Source organism: Actinoallomurus sp. CA-150999 (assembly GCF_050942425.1).
Lineage (GTDB): Bacteria > Actinomycetota > Actinomycetes > Streptosporangiales > Streptosporangiaceae > Actinoallomurus.
On sequence record NZ_CP192063.1, the window covers coordinates 4,445,847 to 4,461,475 of the forward strand.

Genomic DNA, 15,629 nt, shown 5'->3' on the forward strand with positions numbered 1-15,629 from the left:
GCCGTGACCTTCGAAAGACTTTCGGGGCCTGACCACTGCCGCCCCGCGCGCCCTCCCCACGGCGCGAAATGCTTTCGGGCCGGTGGCAGAGGACTCCGATACGCTCCGGTCTCCGTACGAACGGCCCGAGCCGGGTCGCCAGGTGCGTGAGGAACGGAGGAAGACCGGTGCACGGCATTCATGACATCGAGCCGGCCGGTCGCTGGGAGGACGCGTTCCTGTCCGGCAACGGCGAGTACGGGATCATGGTGTACGGCCACCCGCACCGGGAGCGGATCGTTCACGACCACCACCGCTACGTGCTTCCCAACGGGTCCCGCGAGATGCGCCCACCGGCCGTCGCCGAGCGGCTCGAGCACGTCCGCGACCTGATCCTGGCCGGGGAACGCGAGCAGGCGCAGCGGGAGTTCTCCGACGGCAGGCCGCTGGCCTGGACGCAGGCGTTCCACCCCGGCCACGTGCTCCACGTGGACTCCGCCGTTCCGGCCGGCCGAGCGGATCACTACCGCCGGGCCACCGACTTCACGACGGGGGAGGTGCGGGTCACCTGGTCCGACGAAGACGGCGACCGGGTACGCCGTGCCTTCGTGTCACGCCCCGACGCCGTCGCGGTCGTCGAGATCGCCGGGCCCCGGCTCGACCTGACGGTACGGCTCTCCGGCGAGGTGCCCGGCCACCCGCCGGAGGTCACCGTCACGACGTCCGCACGGGTCACCGGGAGCGGCGAGGCGTCGCTCGCCGTCCTGGGGACGTATCCCGCCGGGCCTGGTGCGGCGGGATACCTCGGCGTGACCCGGCTCGTGGCCACCGGCGGCCAGGTCACGGTCGACGGTGACGTGGCCGCCGTCCACGGGGCGTCGCGCGTGGTGCTGCTGACGCGGATGGACCGGTCGGCGCCCCTGCCCCGGGCCGGGGCGCTGGAGGAGATTCTGGCCGAGCTGCCCGCCGACTACGACCGGCTGCTCGCTCGCCACGTCGCCGTCCACGGCGAGCTCTACGCCCGCGCCGGGCTCGACCTCGGGGTACCCGAGAACGACCGCCGGCTCCCCGTGGGAGAGCTCCTCGCACGAGCCGCCGCCGGCCGGCTGGACCCCGCGCTGGTCGAGGCGATGTTCCACTCCGGCCGGTACCTGCTGCTGAGCTCCTGCGGCGTGCTCCCGCCACGGCTCACCGGACTGTGGCTGGGGGCCTGGGGCGCCGCCTGGTCCGGCGACCACACGACCGACGCGAACCTCAACCTGCAGATGGCGGGGGCGGTGAGCACCGGGATGCCCGAGCTCATCGCCGGCTACGCCGCGCTGATCGCCGGCCAGATCGGGGACTGGCGTGCCAACGCCCGTGCGATCTACGGCGCCCGGGGGGTGCTCGCGCCGAGCCGGACCGACGGGGAGCACGGGCTGCTGTTCCACCTCGACGACGAGTGGCCGTGGCAGATGTGGCTCGCCGGCGCGGACTGGCTGCTGTTCCCGCTGCACGAGTACTGGCAGCTGACCGGCGACGACGCCTTCCTCGCCGGCACGCTCGCCCCGTGGCTCATCGAGGCCGCCGTCTTCTTCGAGGACGTCCTGACCCGTGCGGACGACGACGGACACATCGTGATCGTCCCGTCCTACTCGCCGGAGGTCGGCCCGCGAGGCGCGAGGGGAGTGGCCGGAGTGAACGCCACCATGGACGTCGCGGCGGCCCGGCACGCGCTGATCACCGCCGCCGACGTCTGCTCGTACCTGGGCATCGAGCAGGCCGCGGCCGGCCGCTGGCGCGCTCTCGCCGTCCGGCTGCCGCCCTACCGCGTCGACGACCATGGGGCGCTCGCCGAGTGGGTGTGGCCGGGGCTGGAGACCGCCGACGACCACCGGCACGTCAGCCACCTCTACCCGGTGTGGCCGCTGCACGACATCACCCCGGACGACACTCCCGACCTGGCCGCGGCGGCCCGCACCGCCCTGCTGCGGCGCGGCGACGAGAACCTCTCCGCGCACGGCAGCCTGCATCGCGCCCTGTGCGCCGCGCGGCTGAAGGACGGCGACGCGGCCCGCGCGAACCTGCTGAAGATCCTCGGCCGGAACATGGTCTTCCGGTCGCTGATGACGTCCCACAATCCCGACCTGGAGATCTACAACGCCGACGCCGCGCACTGCCTGCCCGCCGTCGTCGTCGAGATGCTGGTGGACAGCCGCCCGGGGATCGTGGAACTGCTGCCGGCCCTGCCCCCGGAGTGGCGCAGCGGCAGCCTGCGGGGCATCACCACCCGCGCCCGCGTGACCCTCGAAGAGCTCCGATGGGACCTGCGGGCGGGAACGGTGAGCGCCGTCCTCACCTCCGCCCAGGAACGGTCCATCACGCTCGTGTGCCGCGACGCCCGGGAGGGCGCCGACCGGAGGAAACGCGTCGACCTCCCGCCACACACCCCCGTCACCGTCACCGTCCGGCTGACACCCGGATCCCCGTCGAATTGACACGCCCTCGCGGACGCTGCCGGATGCGCCGAAGGGTTCGCTACCCGGCGCCGGCTCTGGGCGAGGACGTCGAGCTGCGCAGCACGAGCTCCGTCGCCAGCTCGATCCGGGGGGACGCCGGTGGCCGGCCTTCGGCCAGCTGCATGAGCACGCGTGTCGCCTCGTGGCCCAGCTTGTCGAACGGCTGGCGCACCGCGCTCAGCGGCGGGCAGGCCATGGAAGCCACCAGAGTGTCGTCGAAGGACATGACCGCCAGATCGCGCGGAACACTGAGGCCCTGCTGGCGGGCCGCTTCCAGGACCCCGAGCGCCTGCGCGTCGCTGGCCGCGAAGAGCGCCGTGGGCGGCGCGTCCGAACGGAGGATCTGCAGGCTGGCGGCCAGTGAGTCCTCGAAGTCGAAGTCGGTCGAGCGGACGATCGCGGGGTCGTAGGCGATCCCGGCCTCCGCGAGTGCGGCCCGGTAGCCGTGCAGCCGTGCGGCGCCGGCCATCGAGTGCGATCGCCCTGCGACCATGCCGATCCGGGTGTGCCCGAGCTGCAGGAGATGCTGCACCGCGTCCCTGGCGCCGTTCCAGTTCGTCACACCGACGCTCGGGATGTCCGGTGACGGTGCGCTGAGCGGATCGATCAGCACCACCGGAAGCCGCCGTTCGACGATGCGGCGCTGATCCTCCTCGGTCAGCATCGAGATCACGATGATCAGTCCCGCCGCGCCGAGCGTGACACACTCCTCGAGCCACTGAGAGATCGAACGCCGGCTCGTCGTGCCGGTCACCACGTCGACGCCGAAGTCGCCCGCCGCGTCCACGATCCCGCGGGCGACCTCCAGCGTGTAGGCGCTGAACAGGTCGCGGAACACGGCGACGATCTGACGCGGAACGGCGGGATCCCGCTCCCAGGGCCGTACGTAGCCATGCCGCGCGAGCAGCTCCTCGACACGGGTACGCGTCGCCGCACCGACGTCGCGACGCCGGTGCACGACCTTGGACACCGTGCTGAGCGACACACCCGCCTCGTCGGCGATGCTGGTCAACAGACCGTACTGCGCATCGCGGCGCGCCTTACTCTGAGCTGTCACTCGACACCTGACCTACTCGCCGATCCCAGTGCGCTTCTGGTGCGGCGACCTCCGGGGGTCGCCCCGGTTGTGCGGACAGGTCGGGGCTTGCGGTTACGCCGCAGCATAGCCGGGGTCACCGGGCGTTTCTCCTCGTCAGTCCGACGAGCGGCGGCAGCTACGACCCCGGGTCGCCGCGAGCCTCACAGGACGGCGGCTCCCGGAGGAACCTTCCTTCACGTCGAGGACGTCTTACCTGGCATGTTCGCGACATTGACCGGGCTCGGCCTGTCCGCATCAGCCGGTCTGAACGCCTATATCCCGATCCTGGTGGTCGGCCTGCTCGCCCGCTTCACCGACGTGATCGCGCTGCCGCACCAGTTCGCGTGGATGGGCAACGGATGGGCGCTCACGGCCGTGGCGGTCCTGCTCGCGGTGGAAGTCGTTCTCGACAAGGTCGCCGTCGTCGATCATGTCAACGACGCGATACAGACATTCGTACGGCCGGCGGCCGGCGGTGCCGTCTTCGCCGCCTCGGACGCGGCCGCGCGGATCGACCACTCCGGATGGATGACCGACCACCCCTGGGTGGGCTGGGCGCTGGGCATCGTCGTCGCGCTGTGCGTGCACGTCACCAAGGCCGGCGTGCGTCCCGTCGTCAACGTCGGCACGGTCGGCCTCGGAACGCCCTTCGTGAGTGCTGCGGAAGACGCGATGTCACTGGTGATGAGCCTCGTCGCGCTCCTGATCCCAGCGCTCGTCATCCTGTTCCTGATCGTGCTCGTCCTGATCGGATGGCGGTTGACACGAAGGATTCGCAAGCGGCGTAAGTCGGCGAAGCCGATGAGTGAAACGCCCAGTGGAGCCGGCGACAGCTGATCCATGAGGACCGCCGTCGGCCGGGAGGCGGGCGGCGTGCGACACAGGCCGCGCCCGCCGGCGCACGACCTTCGGCGTGATCAACCCCTGATCACGCCGAAGGTCGTGGCCGGTGCCTGCGTCGCCGGGCTGGGCGAACACGGGCTTACGCGGGCCACGCAGCGTGGTCGCCCATCGGGCGGAGTCAGTCCGCGTTACCGGCCCACCAGTTCGCCAGGCGGCGCCACCAGCGGGCCGGCGCATGGGGCATCGACGCCTGGCGTGCCGGTGCCTCCCTGGTGGTGGAGGGGGCCTGCGGGGCGTTGCCGCCACCCGGTCCGGTCACCGGGTACGGCGCTCCCGGCCGAGCCTGCGCGGGTTCGGGAGGGGCCGAGAAGCGTATGGGCAGCGAGGACAGGGCGCGCTGGATCCAACCGGGTCGCCACGTGAGCTCCTCGGCGCGGACGGCCAACTCCATGTCCGGCAGCCCGTCGAGGAGCTTCTCGATGGCGACCGTCGCGATGATGCGTGCCTGCCCCTGAGCCGGGCAGACGTGCGGCCCGATGCCCCACGCCAGGTGGGCGCGGTTGCCCACCCGATCCTCGGCCCGGGTCGACGGGTCGTTGTTGGCCGCCGCGAAGCTGATGATGACCGGCTGGTCGGCCGGCAGCCGTACGCCGTGGAAGTCGAACGACTCGGTCGGGTAGGTGGCCCCGAAGTTGGCGAGCGGCGGGTCCGTCCACAGGACCTCCTCGAGGGCGTCCTCGACGAGCAGATGCCCGCGGGACAGATCACCCGCGAACCGCTCGTCGGACAGCAGCAACCGCGTCGTGTTGATGATCAGATTCTGCACGAGTTCGCTGCCCGCGCCGACGAGCATCACGATCTGGTGCGCGACCTCCTCGTCCGTGAGCTCGGCCGGATGGTCCATCAGCCACGTCGTCATGTCCTGGCCGGGGTTCTCGCGCTTGAGCGCCATGAGCTCCAGGACGCACAGGGCGAGCGTCATGTTCGCCTCTTCGGAGTTCTCCCACTTGAGGACCTCCTGAATGGCGTCGACCATCCGGTCGCCGAGCTCGGCCGGGCAGCCGAACAGTTCGTTGAACACCAGCAGCGGCAGGATGAGGGAGTAATCGGTGCGGAGGTCCGCCTCACTCCAGGGCCCCATCCGGTCGATGAGCCTGTCCGCGCTGCGCTCGACGAAGGTGCGCAGCGCGTTCGGGTCGACACGGTCCAAGGTGTCGGTCACGGCCTTGCGCAGCCGCGATCGGAGGGGGTCGTCGGTCAGGTTGCACGTCGGCCGGTACGCCATGATCGGCAGAATCGGGCATTCGTGTGGAATCCCCTCTTGCCAGCGGCGGGCGTCGCGGGGAAATCTCACCTGGTCGCGCATGATTTCGAGCGCGACGTCGTAGTCCGTGACGAGCATTCCGGGCACGCCCGGGTCCAGTTCGACCGGGGCGATGGGGCCGTACGCGCGGAGCCTGCGGTACACCCTTTCGGGGTCGGCGGCGAACTCCGGGCCGTACAGCATGGGGAGCTCGGCGGTCCTTGAGCCGTCCGGTGATGGTGCCGGATTGAAATCGGGTGAGCTCATATGCGCTCCTAACGAGTGTCGGCGAGCGGGGGGCCGAACAAAAACGCGGTGGGCGCCCGATATTTCGTGCGGGTCAGAAATCCACATTGATAACCGGGCCGCGCGACCGAAGTCGGCAACGCTACACTCGGCGATCTTGTCGTTGCAAATGGCCACGTAATCGCCAGAGTGCCCGCCGTAACGGGCCGGACGGCACGTCATCCGCGGTGTCGGGCCGTGCTCACGCAGGACACCCAGCACCTTTTCGGCGCTTTGTATTTTGCAATCCTCTCGATTCTGTGGTGTCCGATCACCCGGCCTGAGGGTGCCGAATAATGTGTTATCTCACAGGGTCTCGAACGCGGCGTCAGGCCGCGCGGGCGAGACGCCGAATACCATCAGGTGACCACGCCGCGAGCAAGCGAAGTCACACCCGAGGTCAGGGCGAGCCGGTGTTGCGGGTGGCGTTGGCGTAGCGCGTGGCGAGCTGCGCGAATGCGTCGCTGAGTTCGCGTGGGCCGATGACCTCGATGTCGGTGTCGAAACGGCCTAGGGTGGCGGCCAGCCCGGTCCATGACCAGGAGCCGAGGGTGAGGCGGCATCGGCCGGGGCCGAGTGGTTCGACGATGCCGTCCTGGGCGAAGGGGACGACGGCGGTGGCGGGGAGGTCGAGGATGACTTCGCCTTGGCAGGGCCAGTCGGTGCGGGTGCCGTCGTTGCCGCGGAATCGGCTGGTGATGAAGGCGGAGACGTCACCTCCGGGGATATCGCGCGGGGTGAAACGAGGGCCGGTGGGGGTGCGGGGGCGGATCCGGTCGACGCGGAAGACCCGCCAGTCCTCGCGGTCCAGGTCCCAGGCCAGGAGGTACCAGTGGCCGCGCCACGTGATCAGGTGGTGGGGCTGCGTACGGCGGGGGTGCTCGGCGGTGGCGGCGCGGTCGGGCCCGTAGTCGAAGCGGAGCTCCGCACGGGCGTGGATGACGTCGCCCAGCTCCACGAGGGTCCGGGAGTCGACCGGCGCGGCGCCGTCGTTCTCGGGCGGTCGCGCGGCGGTGACGCGCAGCAGGTCGATCCGGTGGCGCAGGCGCGAAGGCATGACCTGGCGGATGGTGGCCAGGGCACGTTCCGCGTCCTCGCCGATCGTGGTGCTGGTGGCGGCGGTCTGCAGGGCGAGGGCCAGCGCGACGGCCTGGCCGTCGTCGAACAGCAGTGGCGGCAGCTGGGAGCCCGCGTCCAGACGGTAGCCGCCGGCGGGTCCTTTGAAGGTCAGGATCGGGTACCCGAGCTCCCGCAGCCGGTCGATGTCGCGGCGCACCGTGCGCGGGGTGACGTCGAGGCGCTCGGCGAGGTCGTCGCCGGACCAGTCACGGCGCGTCTGGAGCAGCGAGAGCAGCGCGAGCAGCCGCGAAGACGTTTTCTGCACACCCGCCATCCTGCCGAAAGTACAGGACACACCCTGTCCGCTACCTCTGTGATGGTTGGTCCCAAGCCACCGGGGGAGCGTCGCTCCAGGTCACGGTGGCCGCGCCGCGCTCCGGATACCCCCGGCGGCGGTGCACACTCGAACGGACTGAAGGCAAGGAGCAGCCCATGGCTGTCACGACCACCACCCACCTGAACTTCCGGGGCGCCGCGCGTGAGGCGCTGGACTTCTACCAGTCGGTGTTCGGCGGGCGCACCGTCGCCGTCACCTACAAGGACGCCGGCAACGTGCAGAACGAGAGCGAGGCGGACTGGGTGATGTGGGGCGAGGTCGTCGCGGACGACGGCTTCCACATCATGGCCTACGACGTGCCCTCCCAGCTGGCCTGGAACCAGGGAGACAACCCGTTCTTCGTGTCCGTGCGCGGCGACGACGCCGACGAGATCAGCGCCCTGTGGCAGAGGCTGTCGGAAGGCTCGACGGTGGTGCGCCCCCTGGAAGCCGCACCGTGGGCGCCGCTGTACGGCATGCTCACCGACCGCTTCGGCGTGACCTGGGTCCTGGACGTCACCGCTCCCTACAACGGCTGACCGCCGTGGGTCGCGGCCGCCGCGGGAGACTTCCGGCGTGCGGCCGTGGCTCGCCACACGACACGGAGGGTCCGCCGCGTTCTCGCGGCGGACCGGTCGGCGAAGGCGAAAGAGAGCAGGGCCGCGGTATTCCTGTGCAGGGTCGGCCCGCGCCGGGAGCGGTTTCCGAGGGCGGCTCGGGGACCGGTCAGCGTGTGGCGAGGAGTTCCAGCGTGTCGATCACGCGGTTGGCGAAGCCCCACTCGTTGTCGTACCAGGCGACCACCTTGACGTGGCGGCCGTCGACGCGGGTGAGGGCCGAGTCGAAGATCGACGAGGCGGGGTTGCCGACGATGTCGGACGACACGAGCGGGTCGTCGGAGTACTCGAGGACGCCGGCGAGCGGGCCCTGCGCGGCGGCGCGGTAGGCGGCCAGCACGTCGTCGCGGGTCACGTCGCGGGCGACGGTGGTGTTGAGTTCGACGATCGAGCCGACCGGCACCGGCACGCGGATCGAGTCGCCCGACAGCTTGCCCTCGAGGCTGGGCAGCACGAGGCCGATCGCCTTGGCGGCGCCCGTCGTGGTCGGCACGATGTTGACGGCGGCGGCACGGGCGCGGCGGGCGTCGCGGTGCGGACCGTCCTGCAGGTTCTGCTCCTGGGTGTAGGCGTGCACCGTGGTCATGAAGCCGTGCTCGATGCCGGCGAGTTCGTCGAGCACGGCGGCCAGCGGCGCCAGCGCGTTGGTCGTGCACGAGGCATTCGAGACGATCGTGTGCATGACCGGGTCGTACGCCTCCGTGTTGACCCCGTACGCGAGCGTGACGTCGGCGCCGTCCGACGGCGCGCTGACGAGGACCTTCTTCGCTCCCGCGTCCAGGTGGGCGCGGGCGGCCTTGGCCGAGGTGAAGCGGCCCGTCGCCTCCAGCACGATGTCGACGCCGAGCTCGGCCCACGGCAGCCGCGCCGGCTCCCGCTCGGCGAGCACCGTGATGCGTCGGCCGTCGACGACAAGGGCGTCCCCGTCGACGGTCACCGGACGGCCGAGCCGTCCAGCCGCGGTGTCGAAGGCGAGGAGCCGGGCGAGGGCGACGGGCTCCGTGAGATCGTTGACGGCGACGATCTCGAGCTTGCTGTCGCGTTCGAGCACGGCGCGCAGCACGTTGCGTCCGATGCGGCCGAATCCGTTGATGGCGATGCGAGTCATCTGTGGTGTCCCTTCGGTTCGTCACCAGTCTCGCGTGCGGGATCCGGCCATGGCCGTGGCGTGAGCGCCATGGTTCGAAAGGATCGCGCCAGACGCCGGGCTACTCGCCGCGGGTGAAGGTACGCCGGTACTCGCTGGGCGTGGTGCCGAGGATGCGCTGGAAGTGCCTCCGCAGATTCGCGCCGGTGCCGAGACCGACGTCGTTCGCGATCTGCTCGACGCTGCGCTTCGAACGCTCGAGCAGCTCACGGGCCAGGTCGATGCGGGCGCGCATGACCCACTGCATCGGCGTGTACCCGGTGTCCTCGGCGAAGCGCCGCGAGAACGTGCGCGGTGAGACCGCCGCGTGCTGGGCGAGGGATTCGAGGTTGAGGGGTTCGTCGAGCCGGTGCAGGGCCCATTCGCGGGTCGCGGCGAACCGTTCACCGAGCGGCTCGGGCACGCTGCGCGGCACGTACTGCGCCTGGCCGCCGCTGCGGTAGGGGGCCGCGACCAGGCGCCGGGCCGCGTGGTTCGACACGGCCACTCCGAGATCGCCGCGCAGGATGTGCAGGCACAGGTCGATGCCCGAGGCGGCGCCGGCCGACGTCAGCACGCTGCCCTCGTCGACGAACAGGACGTTCTCGTCGACCCGGACGAGCGGATGCTTCTGCGTGAGCGCCCGCGTGTAGTGCCAGTGCGTCGTGGCGCGCTTGCCGTCGAGCAGGCCCGTGGCGGCGAGCGCGAAGGCACCCGTCGAGATGGCGGCAAGCCGCGCACCTCGGTCGTGTGCGGTGATCAGCGCATCGACGACGGCCGGCGGCGGGTCGTCGCGGTCCGGGAGCCGATAGCCGGGGACGAAGACGATGTCGGCCCACGCGAGCGCGTCGAGACCGTGGGCGACGTGGTAGGCCAGGCCATCGCCGCCGGTCACAAGCCCGGGTGCCGCGCCGCACACCCGCACCTCGTACGGCATGCTCACCCGGGTCGTGAACACCTGCGCGGGGATGCCGACGTCAAGCGGCTTCGCGCCCTCGAGCACCAGGACGGCGACGCGGCGCAGGCGGGAGGACGGCGCGGGAGGCAGTGTCATGAGTCCTCTGGGGCTGTTGTCCACGTCGTACCACTCTGCGTACGCACGCCGCGCCGGCGGGGCCAGAGGCCTTTTTCACCCGCTCGACCGGACGTCACGGGCGTGGGTGCGGGACGTGGCGGGTGAAGGCGCGCCGGTAGGCGGTCGGCGTGGTGTTGAGCGCGCGCCGGAAATGCAGTCGCAGGTTGGCGGCCGAGCCCAGGCCGGAGTCGTGCGCCACCAGGTCGATCGAGTGGTCGGTGGTCTCCAGGAGTTCGCGTGCCAGGCCGAGCCGGGCGCCCACCAGCCACTGCAGTGGCGTCGTGCCCGTCTCCTCGACGAACCGGCGCATGAAGGAGCGTTCGGACATGCCGGCGTGGCGGGCGAGTTGGGTCACGGTGAGCGGCTGCCCGAGGCGTTCCAGAGCCCAGGCCCGAGTGTCGGCCAGCGCCGTGTCGCCGGTGACCGCGACGGGCGCGGGTACGTACTGGGCCTGGCCGCCGTCGCGGTGGGGAGCGGCGACGATGCGCCGGGCGATCTGGTTGGCCACAACGGCGCCCAGGTCGCGGCGCAGGATGTGCAGGCACAGGTCGATGCCGCAGCACACCCCGGCCGAGGTGAGGATGTCGCCCTCGTCCACGTAGAGCACGTCACGATCCACGTGCACGGCGGGGTAATTCCGTTCGAGTTCGTCCGTGTACTGCCAGTGTGTGGTGGCGTGCAGCCCGTCGAGCAGGCCGGCCGCGGCCAGCGCGAACGCGCCGGTACAGATGGAGACCACCCGCCGGCCTCGGTCGCGGGCCATGGCCAGCGCGTCGAGCACCGACGGCGGCACCGGATCCGGCTGCGGCAGGAACTCCGGGCCGAACCCCGGCACGATCAGCGTGTCGGCCGCGCGCAGGACGTCCAGTCCGCTGGTGACGGCCAGCGCGAAGCCGCTGGTGGTGGAGACGGAACCGGCCGGTCCGCACACGGAGACCTCGTAGGGGGTCTCGGCGCGCGGGCCGAAGATCTGCAGCGGGATGGCCAGGTCGAGCGGGGCCATCCCGTCCAGCGCCAGCACAGCCACCCGATGGACGGTCATGGCGGCATTCTAGCGAAAGTGGGCATTTCTGCCACTCGTGGACGCCGGACGACGTAGCGATGCTCAAGGCATGACCGGATCCGAACGCGTACTGCCCGCCGCCGGGAGCCCGCCGCGACACGGCGAGGCCGCCGTCCCCGCGCGGCGTCCCGGCGTCGGCAGCCTGGTGCTGCTGGCCTCGATCGTCATATCCTTCCTGGCCGCCTCCAGCGCGCCGACCCCGCTGTACGCGACCTACGCCCGCATGTGGGACTTCTCGCCGATCACCACCACCGTCGTCTTCGGCGTGTACGCGATCGCGGTGCTGCTCGCGCTGCTCGTGCTCGGACGGGTGTCCGACAACATCGGTCGCCGGCCCGTGCTGCTGGCCGCGCTCGCGGTGCAAACGGTCGCCGTGGTGGTGCTCACCACTGCGGGCGGGGTCGGTGCTCTGCTGGTCGGCCGGGTGCTGCAAGGCATCTCCACCGGCGGGGCACTCGGCGCGCTCGGCGCGGCGATGATCGACGTCGACCGCAGGCGCGGCACGGTGGCCAACGCGGCCGCGCCGGGAATCGGTACCGGCACTGGAGCGCTGCTGTCCGGGCTGCTGGTCCAGTACGCGCCGGCACCCACCCACCTGGTCTATCTCGTGCTCGTCGGCGTCTTCTTCCTGCAAGGCATCGGAGTGGTCCTGATGCCGGAGACCGTGCCCCGCAAGCCCGGTGCGCGCGTCGCGGTCCTCCCTGAGTTCACGGTGCCCGCCGGCCTGCGCGGCCCCGTGCTCGCGGCGGCGCCGATCTTGTTCGCCGTGTGGGCGCTCGCGGGTTTCTACGGATCGCTCGGTCCGGCGCTGGCGAGGCAGCTGTCCGGCTCCTCCTCTGTGGTGCTGGGCGCGCTCGGATTCTTCCTGCTCGCCGTGGTCGGCTCGCTGTCGACCGTCATGCTCGGCCGCATCGCACCCCGCACCGTGATGCTGGTCGGTATCACCATGCTCGTGGTGGCCGAGGGATGCACGATGGTCGCGGTCGACCAGTCCTCGACCGTCGGGTTCCTCAGCAGCACCGTCGTCGCAGGCGTCGGTTTCGGGGCCGGGTTCCAGGGCGGCATCCGCACCGTCGCCCCCCTCGCCGCCGCGCACGAACGGGCCGGCCTGCTGTCAGTCCTCTACGTCATCTGCTACCTGGGCATGGGCGTGCCCTCCGTCGTCGCCGGGGTGCTGGTCGTACACGGCGGAGGGCTCATCGCCACCGCCCGCGACTACATGTTGTTCGTCCTCGTACTCGCAGCCGCGGCCTTGGCCGGACTGCTGCTGACGAACCGCTCGGCATGACCCGCGCGGATGCTCAGCTCAGGCGGGCTCGCAGGAGGCAGAATTCGTTGCCTTCGGGGTCGGCCAGGACGTGCCAGGGCTCCTCGCCGGTCTGGCCGACGTCGGCCGGGCGCGCGCCGAGCTTCAGGAGGCGTTCGAGTTCGGCGTCCTGATCGCGGTCGGTGGCGTTGACGTCGAAGTGCAGCCGCAGCTTGCCCGTCTTCGGTTCGGTAGTGGGGCTGAAGATCAGAGTCGGCTGCAATCCGCCGAACCCTTCCTGCGGTCCGATCTCCACCGCGCCTTCGTCCTCGGTGTCGAGCACGATGAAGCCCAGCACCTCGCACCAGAACGCCGCCAGCCGCTGCGGATCCCGGCAAGGGATTATCAGCTCAGAAATGCGACAAGCCATGACCGGCACCCTACGAGGCATCGACCGAACACAGCCAATCATTAACGACCCAGGGCCGCGGCGCAGTGGGCATCCGGTCCCACCGCCAGGAAGCCCACCTCCCGGCTGCGGGGCTTTCAGCCGGCGCCGGCGTATCGCTTTGCGACGGTCACCAGGGGCTACGACGTGCGCGGCGTGCCGGTGCCGGCCGACAGGGCGGCCATGAGCGGCTTGGTCAGGATGGTCATCTCGGTCGGTGTTCGCGGGCATCCGCGCTGCAGCCAGTCGGTGGCCACACCGATGAGTGCGCCGGCGACGAACGCGGCGGGAACGTCGTGCGGGATGCCGGACGGGTCCGCGGTGTCCGGCGGCGGGGCGTCGTCCGTGGCGGGAAGCTGTCCGGAGGAGTGGGCGGCTGCCATGGTGCGCAGGCGTACGTGCTCGATGACGCGGGCGCTTCCTGTCGATCCGAGCAGGCTGCGGTAGAGGCCGGCGTGCTCGGCGAAGTGCGCGAAGAAGGCCGTCAGCGGCGGGTCGGGGTCCTCCGGGGGATCGGACGGGTTCGCGTGGGCGGGGTCGAGGGCGAGGACGAACCCGATCAGGTCGTCGATCATCGAGGTGCAGGCGGCCTCGGCCAGTTCGTGCACGTCCCGGTAGTGGCCGTAGAACGTCGAGCGGTTCACCTCGGCCCGGTCGACGACGTCGGCGACGCTGATCTGCGAAAGGTCCCGCTCCTCGACGAGGTCGATCAGGGCGCGCTGCAGGGCCGCCCGGGTGCGCCGCACGCGTCGATCGCCTGGCAGGGCGCTGCTGCTCTTGGTCATGCCCATGTGCCAGAGCGTACCTTCTCTCGTATCACATATCCAACATGTGTTGATTTTCAGTCATGTGTTGGAAAACCGACATCTGTGGGTTAACGTGAGCTCGGAACCGTAACCGCTGCGGGCCACCCATCCGGTTCGAGGCGGTCGGCCGCAGGCGGCCGGGCGCGACGACCGACTCCATGAGCCGAACCGGGGAACCGGTCTGGCCGACATGCTCACCATTCGCGTCTTGTACCTACAGCTCAGTAATTGGAGTGTCGTGAACCTCAACCTCACCGCCAAGACGGCTGTTGTCACCGGTGCCGGCCGGGGCATCGGACTCGCCACCGTCCGGACCCTGACCGACGAAGGCGTCCGCGTCGTGGGCGCAGCCCGCACCATCACGCCCGAACTGGAGGAAACCGGCGCACACGCGGTGTCGGCCGACCTGAGCACCGCGGAAGGAGTCTCCGCCCTCATCGACACCGCTCTCGCCGAGCTGGGCGGCATCGACCTGCTGGTGAACAACGTGGGAGGCGGGGACAAGGCGACCGTCGGCTTCCTCGAGGTCGACGACAGCGAGTGGGCCGGCACGTTCGACATCAACATGCTCAGTACCGTCCGTGCCACTCGTGCGGCTCTGCCCAGCCTGATCGAGCGTCGGGGAGCGATCGTCAACGTCTCCTCCATTCTGGCCCGGATGCCTGGGGGCTTCCCGGTCGCCATCAGTTCGGCCAAGGCGGCACTCACCGCGCTCGGCAAGTCCCTGGCCGAGGAATTCGGTCCCCGAGGCGTGCGCGTGAACACCATTTCCCCCGGTCTGGTCCGCACCTCCGTCTACACGGACCCCGATGGCCAGGTCGGCAAGTGGGCCGCCGCGGCCGGCACGAGCCTTGCCGAATTCGTCCAGCAGATGGCGAAAGCCCAAAACGTCACGACCGGCCGCATGACCGAACCCGAGGAAGTGGCGGCCCTGATCGCGTTCCTCCTGTCCGACATGGCCGGCAACATCACCGGCGTCGACTACGTCATCGACGGCGGCACGATCAAGACGATCTGAACCGGAAGCACGCCGCCGAAACGATCAGTCCGAACGGTGGCGCCGGCTTGGCGACGACACCGTTGCCAAGCCGGCAACGGTCAGGTCGGCGAAGGCGGCCCGAACGGCGAACGGAGTGAACGGCCAGAACTTCCCGCCCGTGACGCTGACGACCTGCTATCACCTCGAGCTCAATCCCGAATGGACGGATTACCCGATGCGACAAAATCGCGGCCGATTCGAGCCCCATCCGTGATCGAGCCGGTAGGGAAGGCCGCCGACTTTGATCGTCGATCATTATCGCCAGGCCGGCGACGCGGATTGGCTCCAGCGTGCTCTAGCCGGACTCTTGCCGACGAAGCTCCTTTACCTTACATTTAATGCGCAGGCCTTCGGGGGATAAAAAGGTCTGCGGTGAAACGGGTGGGAGGGTGCATGAGCTGGTATCTCGCCGTACTCAGGAATTATGCAGGTTTCGACGGGCGAGCACGTCGCACGGAATACTGGATGTTCGTCCTCTTCAACGTCATCATCACCTTCGTGCTTGATTTGATCGGCATGGCGGTGAGGGCGGTCGGCATCCTCGGCTTCGTTTACGGACTCGCGGTGCTCATCCCGTCGCTCGCGGTGGGCGTCCGTCGGCTGCACGACACCGGGCGGACCGGATGGTGGTTGCTGATCGGCCTCATCCCCATCATCGGGACCATCATCCTCATCGTCTTCATGGCCACCGCCGGCGACCGCGGAGACAACGCCTACGGTCCAGACCCGAAGCTGGAGCCGCAGCCCACGGCCTGATTCGTACGCGCCACGAAAGGCTGCCGTCTCGC

14 protein-coding genes are annotated in these 15,629 nt (G+C 70.2%); 6 read left to right on the top strand and 8 right to left on the bottom strand.

Features of this window, described 5'->3' with window-relative positions; translation table 11 throughout:
* The first annotated feature begins 167 nt into the window (after window positions 1-167).
* Window positions 168-2,456 (top strand): glycosyl hydrolase family 95 catalytic domain-containing protein, encoded by a 2,289-nt coding sequence (locus ACQP2O_RS20770; protein WP_433187525.1) that lies wholly within the window; start codon window positions 168-170, stop codon window positions 2,454-2,456.
* A gap of 40 nt (window positions 2,457-2,496) precedes the next feature.
* Here the strand turns inward: ACQP2O_RS20770 and ACQP2O_RS20775 are convergent, their stop codons facing one another.
* Window positions 2,497-3,534, bottom strand: a complete 1,038-nt coding sequence (locus ACQP2O_RS20775) for a LacI family DNA-binding transcriptional regulator (RefSeq protein WP_433187527.1) — start codon at window positions 3,532-3,534, stop codon at window positions 2,497-2,499.
* Window positions 3,535-3,774: 240 nt separating this feature from the next.
* Between ACQP2O_RS20775 and ACQP2O_RS20780 the strand changes: the two genes are divergently transcribed.
* Window positions 3,775-4,392: a DUF4126 domain-containing protein gene (locus ACQP2O_RS20780; protein WP_433187530.1), complete on the top strand. Its 618-nt coding sequence runs from the start codon at window positions 3,775-3,777 to the stop codon at window positions 4,390-4,392.
* 184 nt (window positions 4,393-4,576) lie between these two features.
* Here ACQP2O_RS20780 and ACQP2O_RS20785 read toward each other — a convergent pair whose 3' ends face one another.
* Complete coding sequence (locus ACQP2O_RS20785; RefSeq protein ID WP_433187533.1) at window positions 4,577-5,968, bottom strand: cytochrome P450; 1,392 nt, start codon at window positions 5,966-5,968, stop codon at window positions 4,577-4,579.
* A 418-nt stretch (window positions 5,969-6,386) separates the two neighbouring features.
* Window positions 6,387-7,379, bottom strand: coding sequence for a helix-turn-helix transcriptional regulator (locus ACQP2O_RS20790; protein ID WP_433187536.1), 993 nt, complete (start codon window positions 7,377-7,379; stop codon window positions 6,387-6,389).
* 158 nt (window positions 7,380-7,537) lie between these two features.
* On the opposite strand from ACQP2O_RS20790, the gene ACQP2O_RS20795 reads away from it, so the two are divergent.
* A complete protein-coding gene (locus tag ACQP2O_RS20795; RefSeq protein ID WP_433187539.1) occupies window positions 7,538-7,960 on the top strand; it encodes a VOC family protein in 423 nt (140 codons plus the stop codon).
* Window positions 7,961-8,147: 187 nt separating this feature from the next.
* Here the strand turns inward: ACQP2O_RS20795 and gap are convergent, their stop codons facing one another.
* The 3 genes from gap to ACQP2O_RS20810 all read right to left on the bottom strand — a co-directional run bounded on the left by gap (window position 8,148) and on the right by ACQP2O_RS20810 (window position 11,281).
* Window positions 8,148-9,146, bottom strand: a complete 999-nt coding sequence (gene gap, locus ACQP2O_RS20800; protein WP_433187542.1) for a type I glyceraldehyde-3-phosphate dehydrogenase — start codon at window positions 9,144-9,146, stop codon at window positions 8,148-8,150.
* Between the two features lie 100 nt (window positions 9,147-9,246).
* Entirely contained in the window at window positions 9,247-10,218 is a 972-nt protein-coding gene (locus ACQP2O_RS20805; RefSeq protein ID WP_433187545.1) for a GlxA family transcriptional regulator, read from the bottom strand.
* A gap of 94 nt (window positions 10,219-10,312) precedes the next feature.
* Complete coding sequence (locus ACQP2O_RS20810; RefSeq protein WP_433187548.1) at window positions 10,313-11,281, bottom strand: helix-turn-helix domain-containing protein; 969 nt, start codon at window positions 11,279-11,281, stop codon at window positions 10,313-10,315.
* Window positions 11,282-11,351: 70 nt separating this feature from the next.
* On the opposite strand from ACQP2O_RS20810, the gene ACQP2O_RS20815 reads away from it, so the two are divergent.
* The gene (locus tag ACQP2O_RS20815; RefSeq protein ID WP_433187550.1) at window positions 11,352-12,590 is read left to right on the top strand and encodes an MFS transporter; all 1,239 of its coding nucleotides are present in this window, start codon (window positions 11,352-11,354) and stop codon (window positions 12,588-12,590) included.
* 13 nt (window positions 12,591-12,603) lie between these two features.
* On the opposite strand, the gene ACQP2O_RS20820 is transcribed toward ACQP2O_RS20815, so the two are convergent.
* Together ACQP2O_RS20820 and ACQP2O_RS20825 are read right to left on the bottom strand one after the other, a co-directional pair.
* Window positions 12,604-12,978, bottom strand: coding sequence for a VOC family protein (locus ACQP2O_RS20820; RefSeq protein ID WP_433191094.1), 375 nt, complete (start codon window positions 12,976-12,978; stop codon window positions 12,604-12,606).
* Between the two features lie 158 nt (window positions 12,979-13,136).
* Window positions 13,137-13,787, bottom strand: coding sequence for a TetR/AcrR family transcriptional regulator (locus tag ACQP2O_RS20825; protein ID WP_433187553.1), 651 nt, complete (start codon window positions 13,785-13,787; stop codon window positions 13,137-13,139).
* 223 nt (window positions 13,788-14,010) lie between these two features.
* Here ACQP2O_RS20825 and ACQP2O_RS20830 point away from each other — a divergent pair, with 223 nt between their 5' ends.
* Both ACQP2O_RS20830 and ACQP2O_RS20835 read left to right on the top strand, forming a co-directional pair.
* A complete protein-coding gene (locus ACQP2O_RS20830) occupies window positions 14,011-14,820 on the top strand; it encodes an oxidoreductase (RefSeq protein WP_433187556.1) in 810 nt (269 codons plus the stop codon).
* Between the two features lie 414 nt (window positions 14,821-15,234).
* The gene (locus ACQP2O_RS20835) at window positions 15,235-15,597 is read left to right on the top strand and encodes a DUF805 domain-containing protein (protein WP_433187559.1); all 363 of its coding nucleotides are present in this window, start codon (window positions 15,235-15,237) and stop codon (window positions 15,595-15,597) included.
* Window positions 15,598-15,629: the final 32 nt, after the last annotated feature.

Excerpts from the sequence above, each read along its gene's own strand:
- ACQP2O_RS20780 (WP_433187530.1), top strand. The coding sequence starts at position 3,775 with ATGTTCGCGACATTGACCGGGCTCGGCCTGTCCGCATCAGCCGGTCTG.
- ACQP2O_RS20785 (WP_433187533.1), bottom strand. The coding sequence starts at position 5,968 with ATGAGCTCACCCGATTTCAATCCGGCACCATCACCGGACGGCTCAAGG.
- ACQP2O_RS20790 (WP_433187536.1), bottom strand. The coding sequence starts at position 7,379 with ATGGCGGGTGTGCAGAAAACGTCTTCGCGGCTGCTCGCGCTGCTCTCG.
- ACQP2O_RS20795 (WP_433187539.1), top strand. The coding sequence starts at position 7,538 with ATGGCTGTCACGACCACCACCCACCTGAACTTCCGGGGCGCCGCGCGT.
- gap (WP_433187542.1), bottom strand. The coding sequence starts at position 9,146 with ATGACTCGCATCGCCATCAACGGATTCGGCCGCATCGGACGCAACGTG.
- ACQP2O_RS20805 (WP_433187545.1), bottom strand. The coding sequence starts at position 10,218 with ATGACACTGCCTCCCGCGCCGTCCTCCCGCCTGCGCCGCGTCGCCGTC.
- ACQP2O_RS20810 (WP_433187548.1), bottom strand. The coding sequence starts at position 11,281 with ATGACCGTCCATCGGGTGGCTGTGCTGGCGCTGGACGGGATGGCCCCG.
- ACQP2O_RS20815 (WP_433187550.1), top strand. The coding sequence starts at position 11,352 with ATGACCGGATCCGAACGCGTACTGCCCGCCGCCGGGAGCCCGCCGCGA.
- ACQP2O_RS20820 (WP_433191094.1), bottom strand. The coding sequence starts at position 12,978 with ATGGCTTGTCGCATTTCTGAGCTGATAATCCCTTGCCGGGATCCGCAG.
- ACQP2O_RS20825 (WP_433187553.1), bottom strand. The coding sequence starts at position 13,787 with ATGGGCATGACCAAGAGCAGCAGCGCCCTGCCAGGCGATCGACGCGTG.
- ACQP2O_RS20835 (WP_433187559.1), top strand. The coding sequence starts at position 15,235 with ATGAGCTGGTATCTCGCCGTACTCAGGAATTATGCAGGTTTCGACGGG.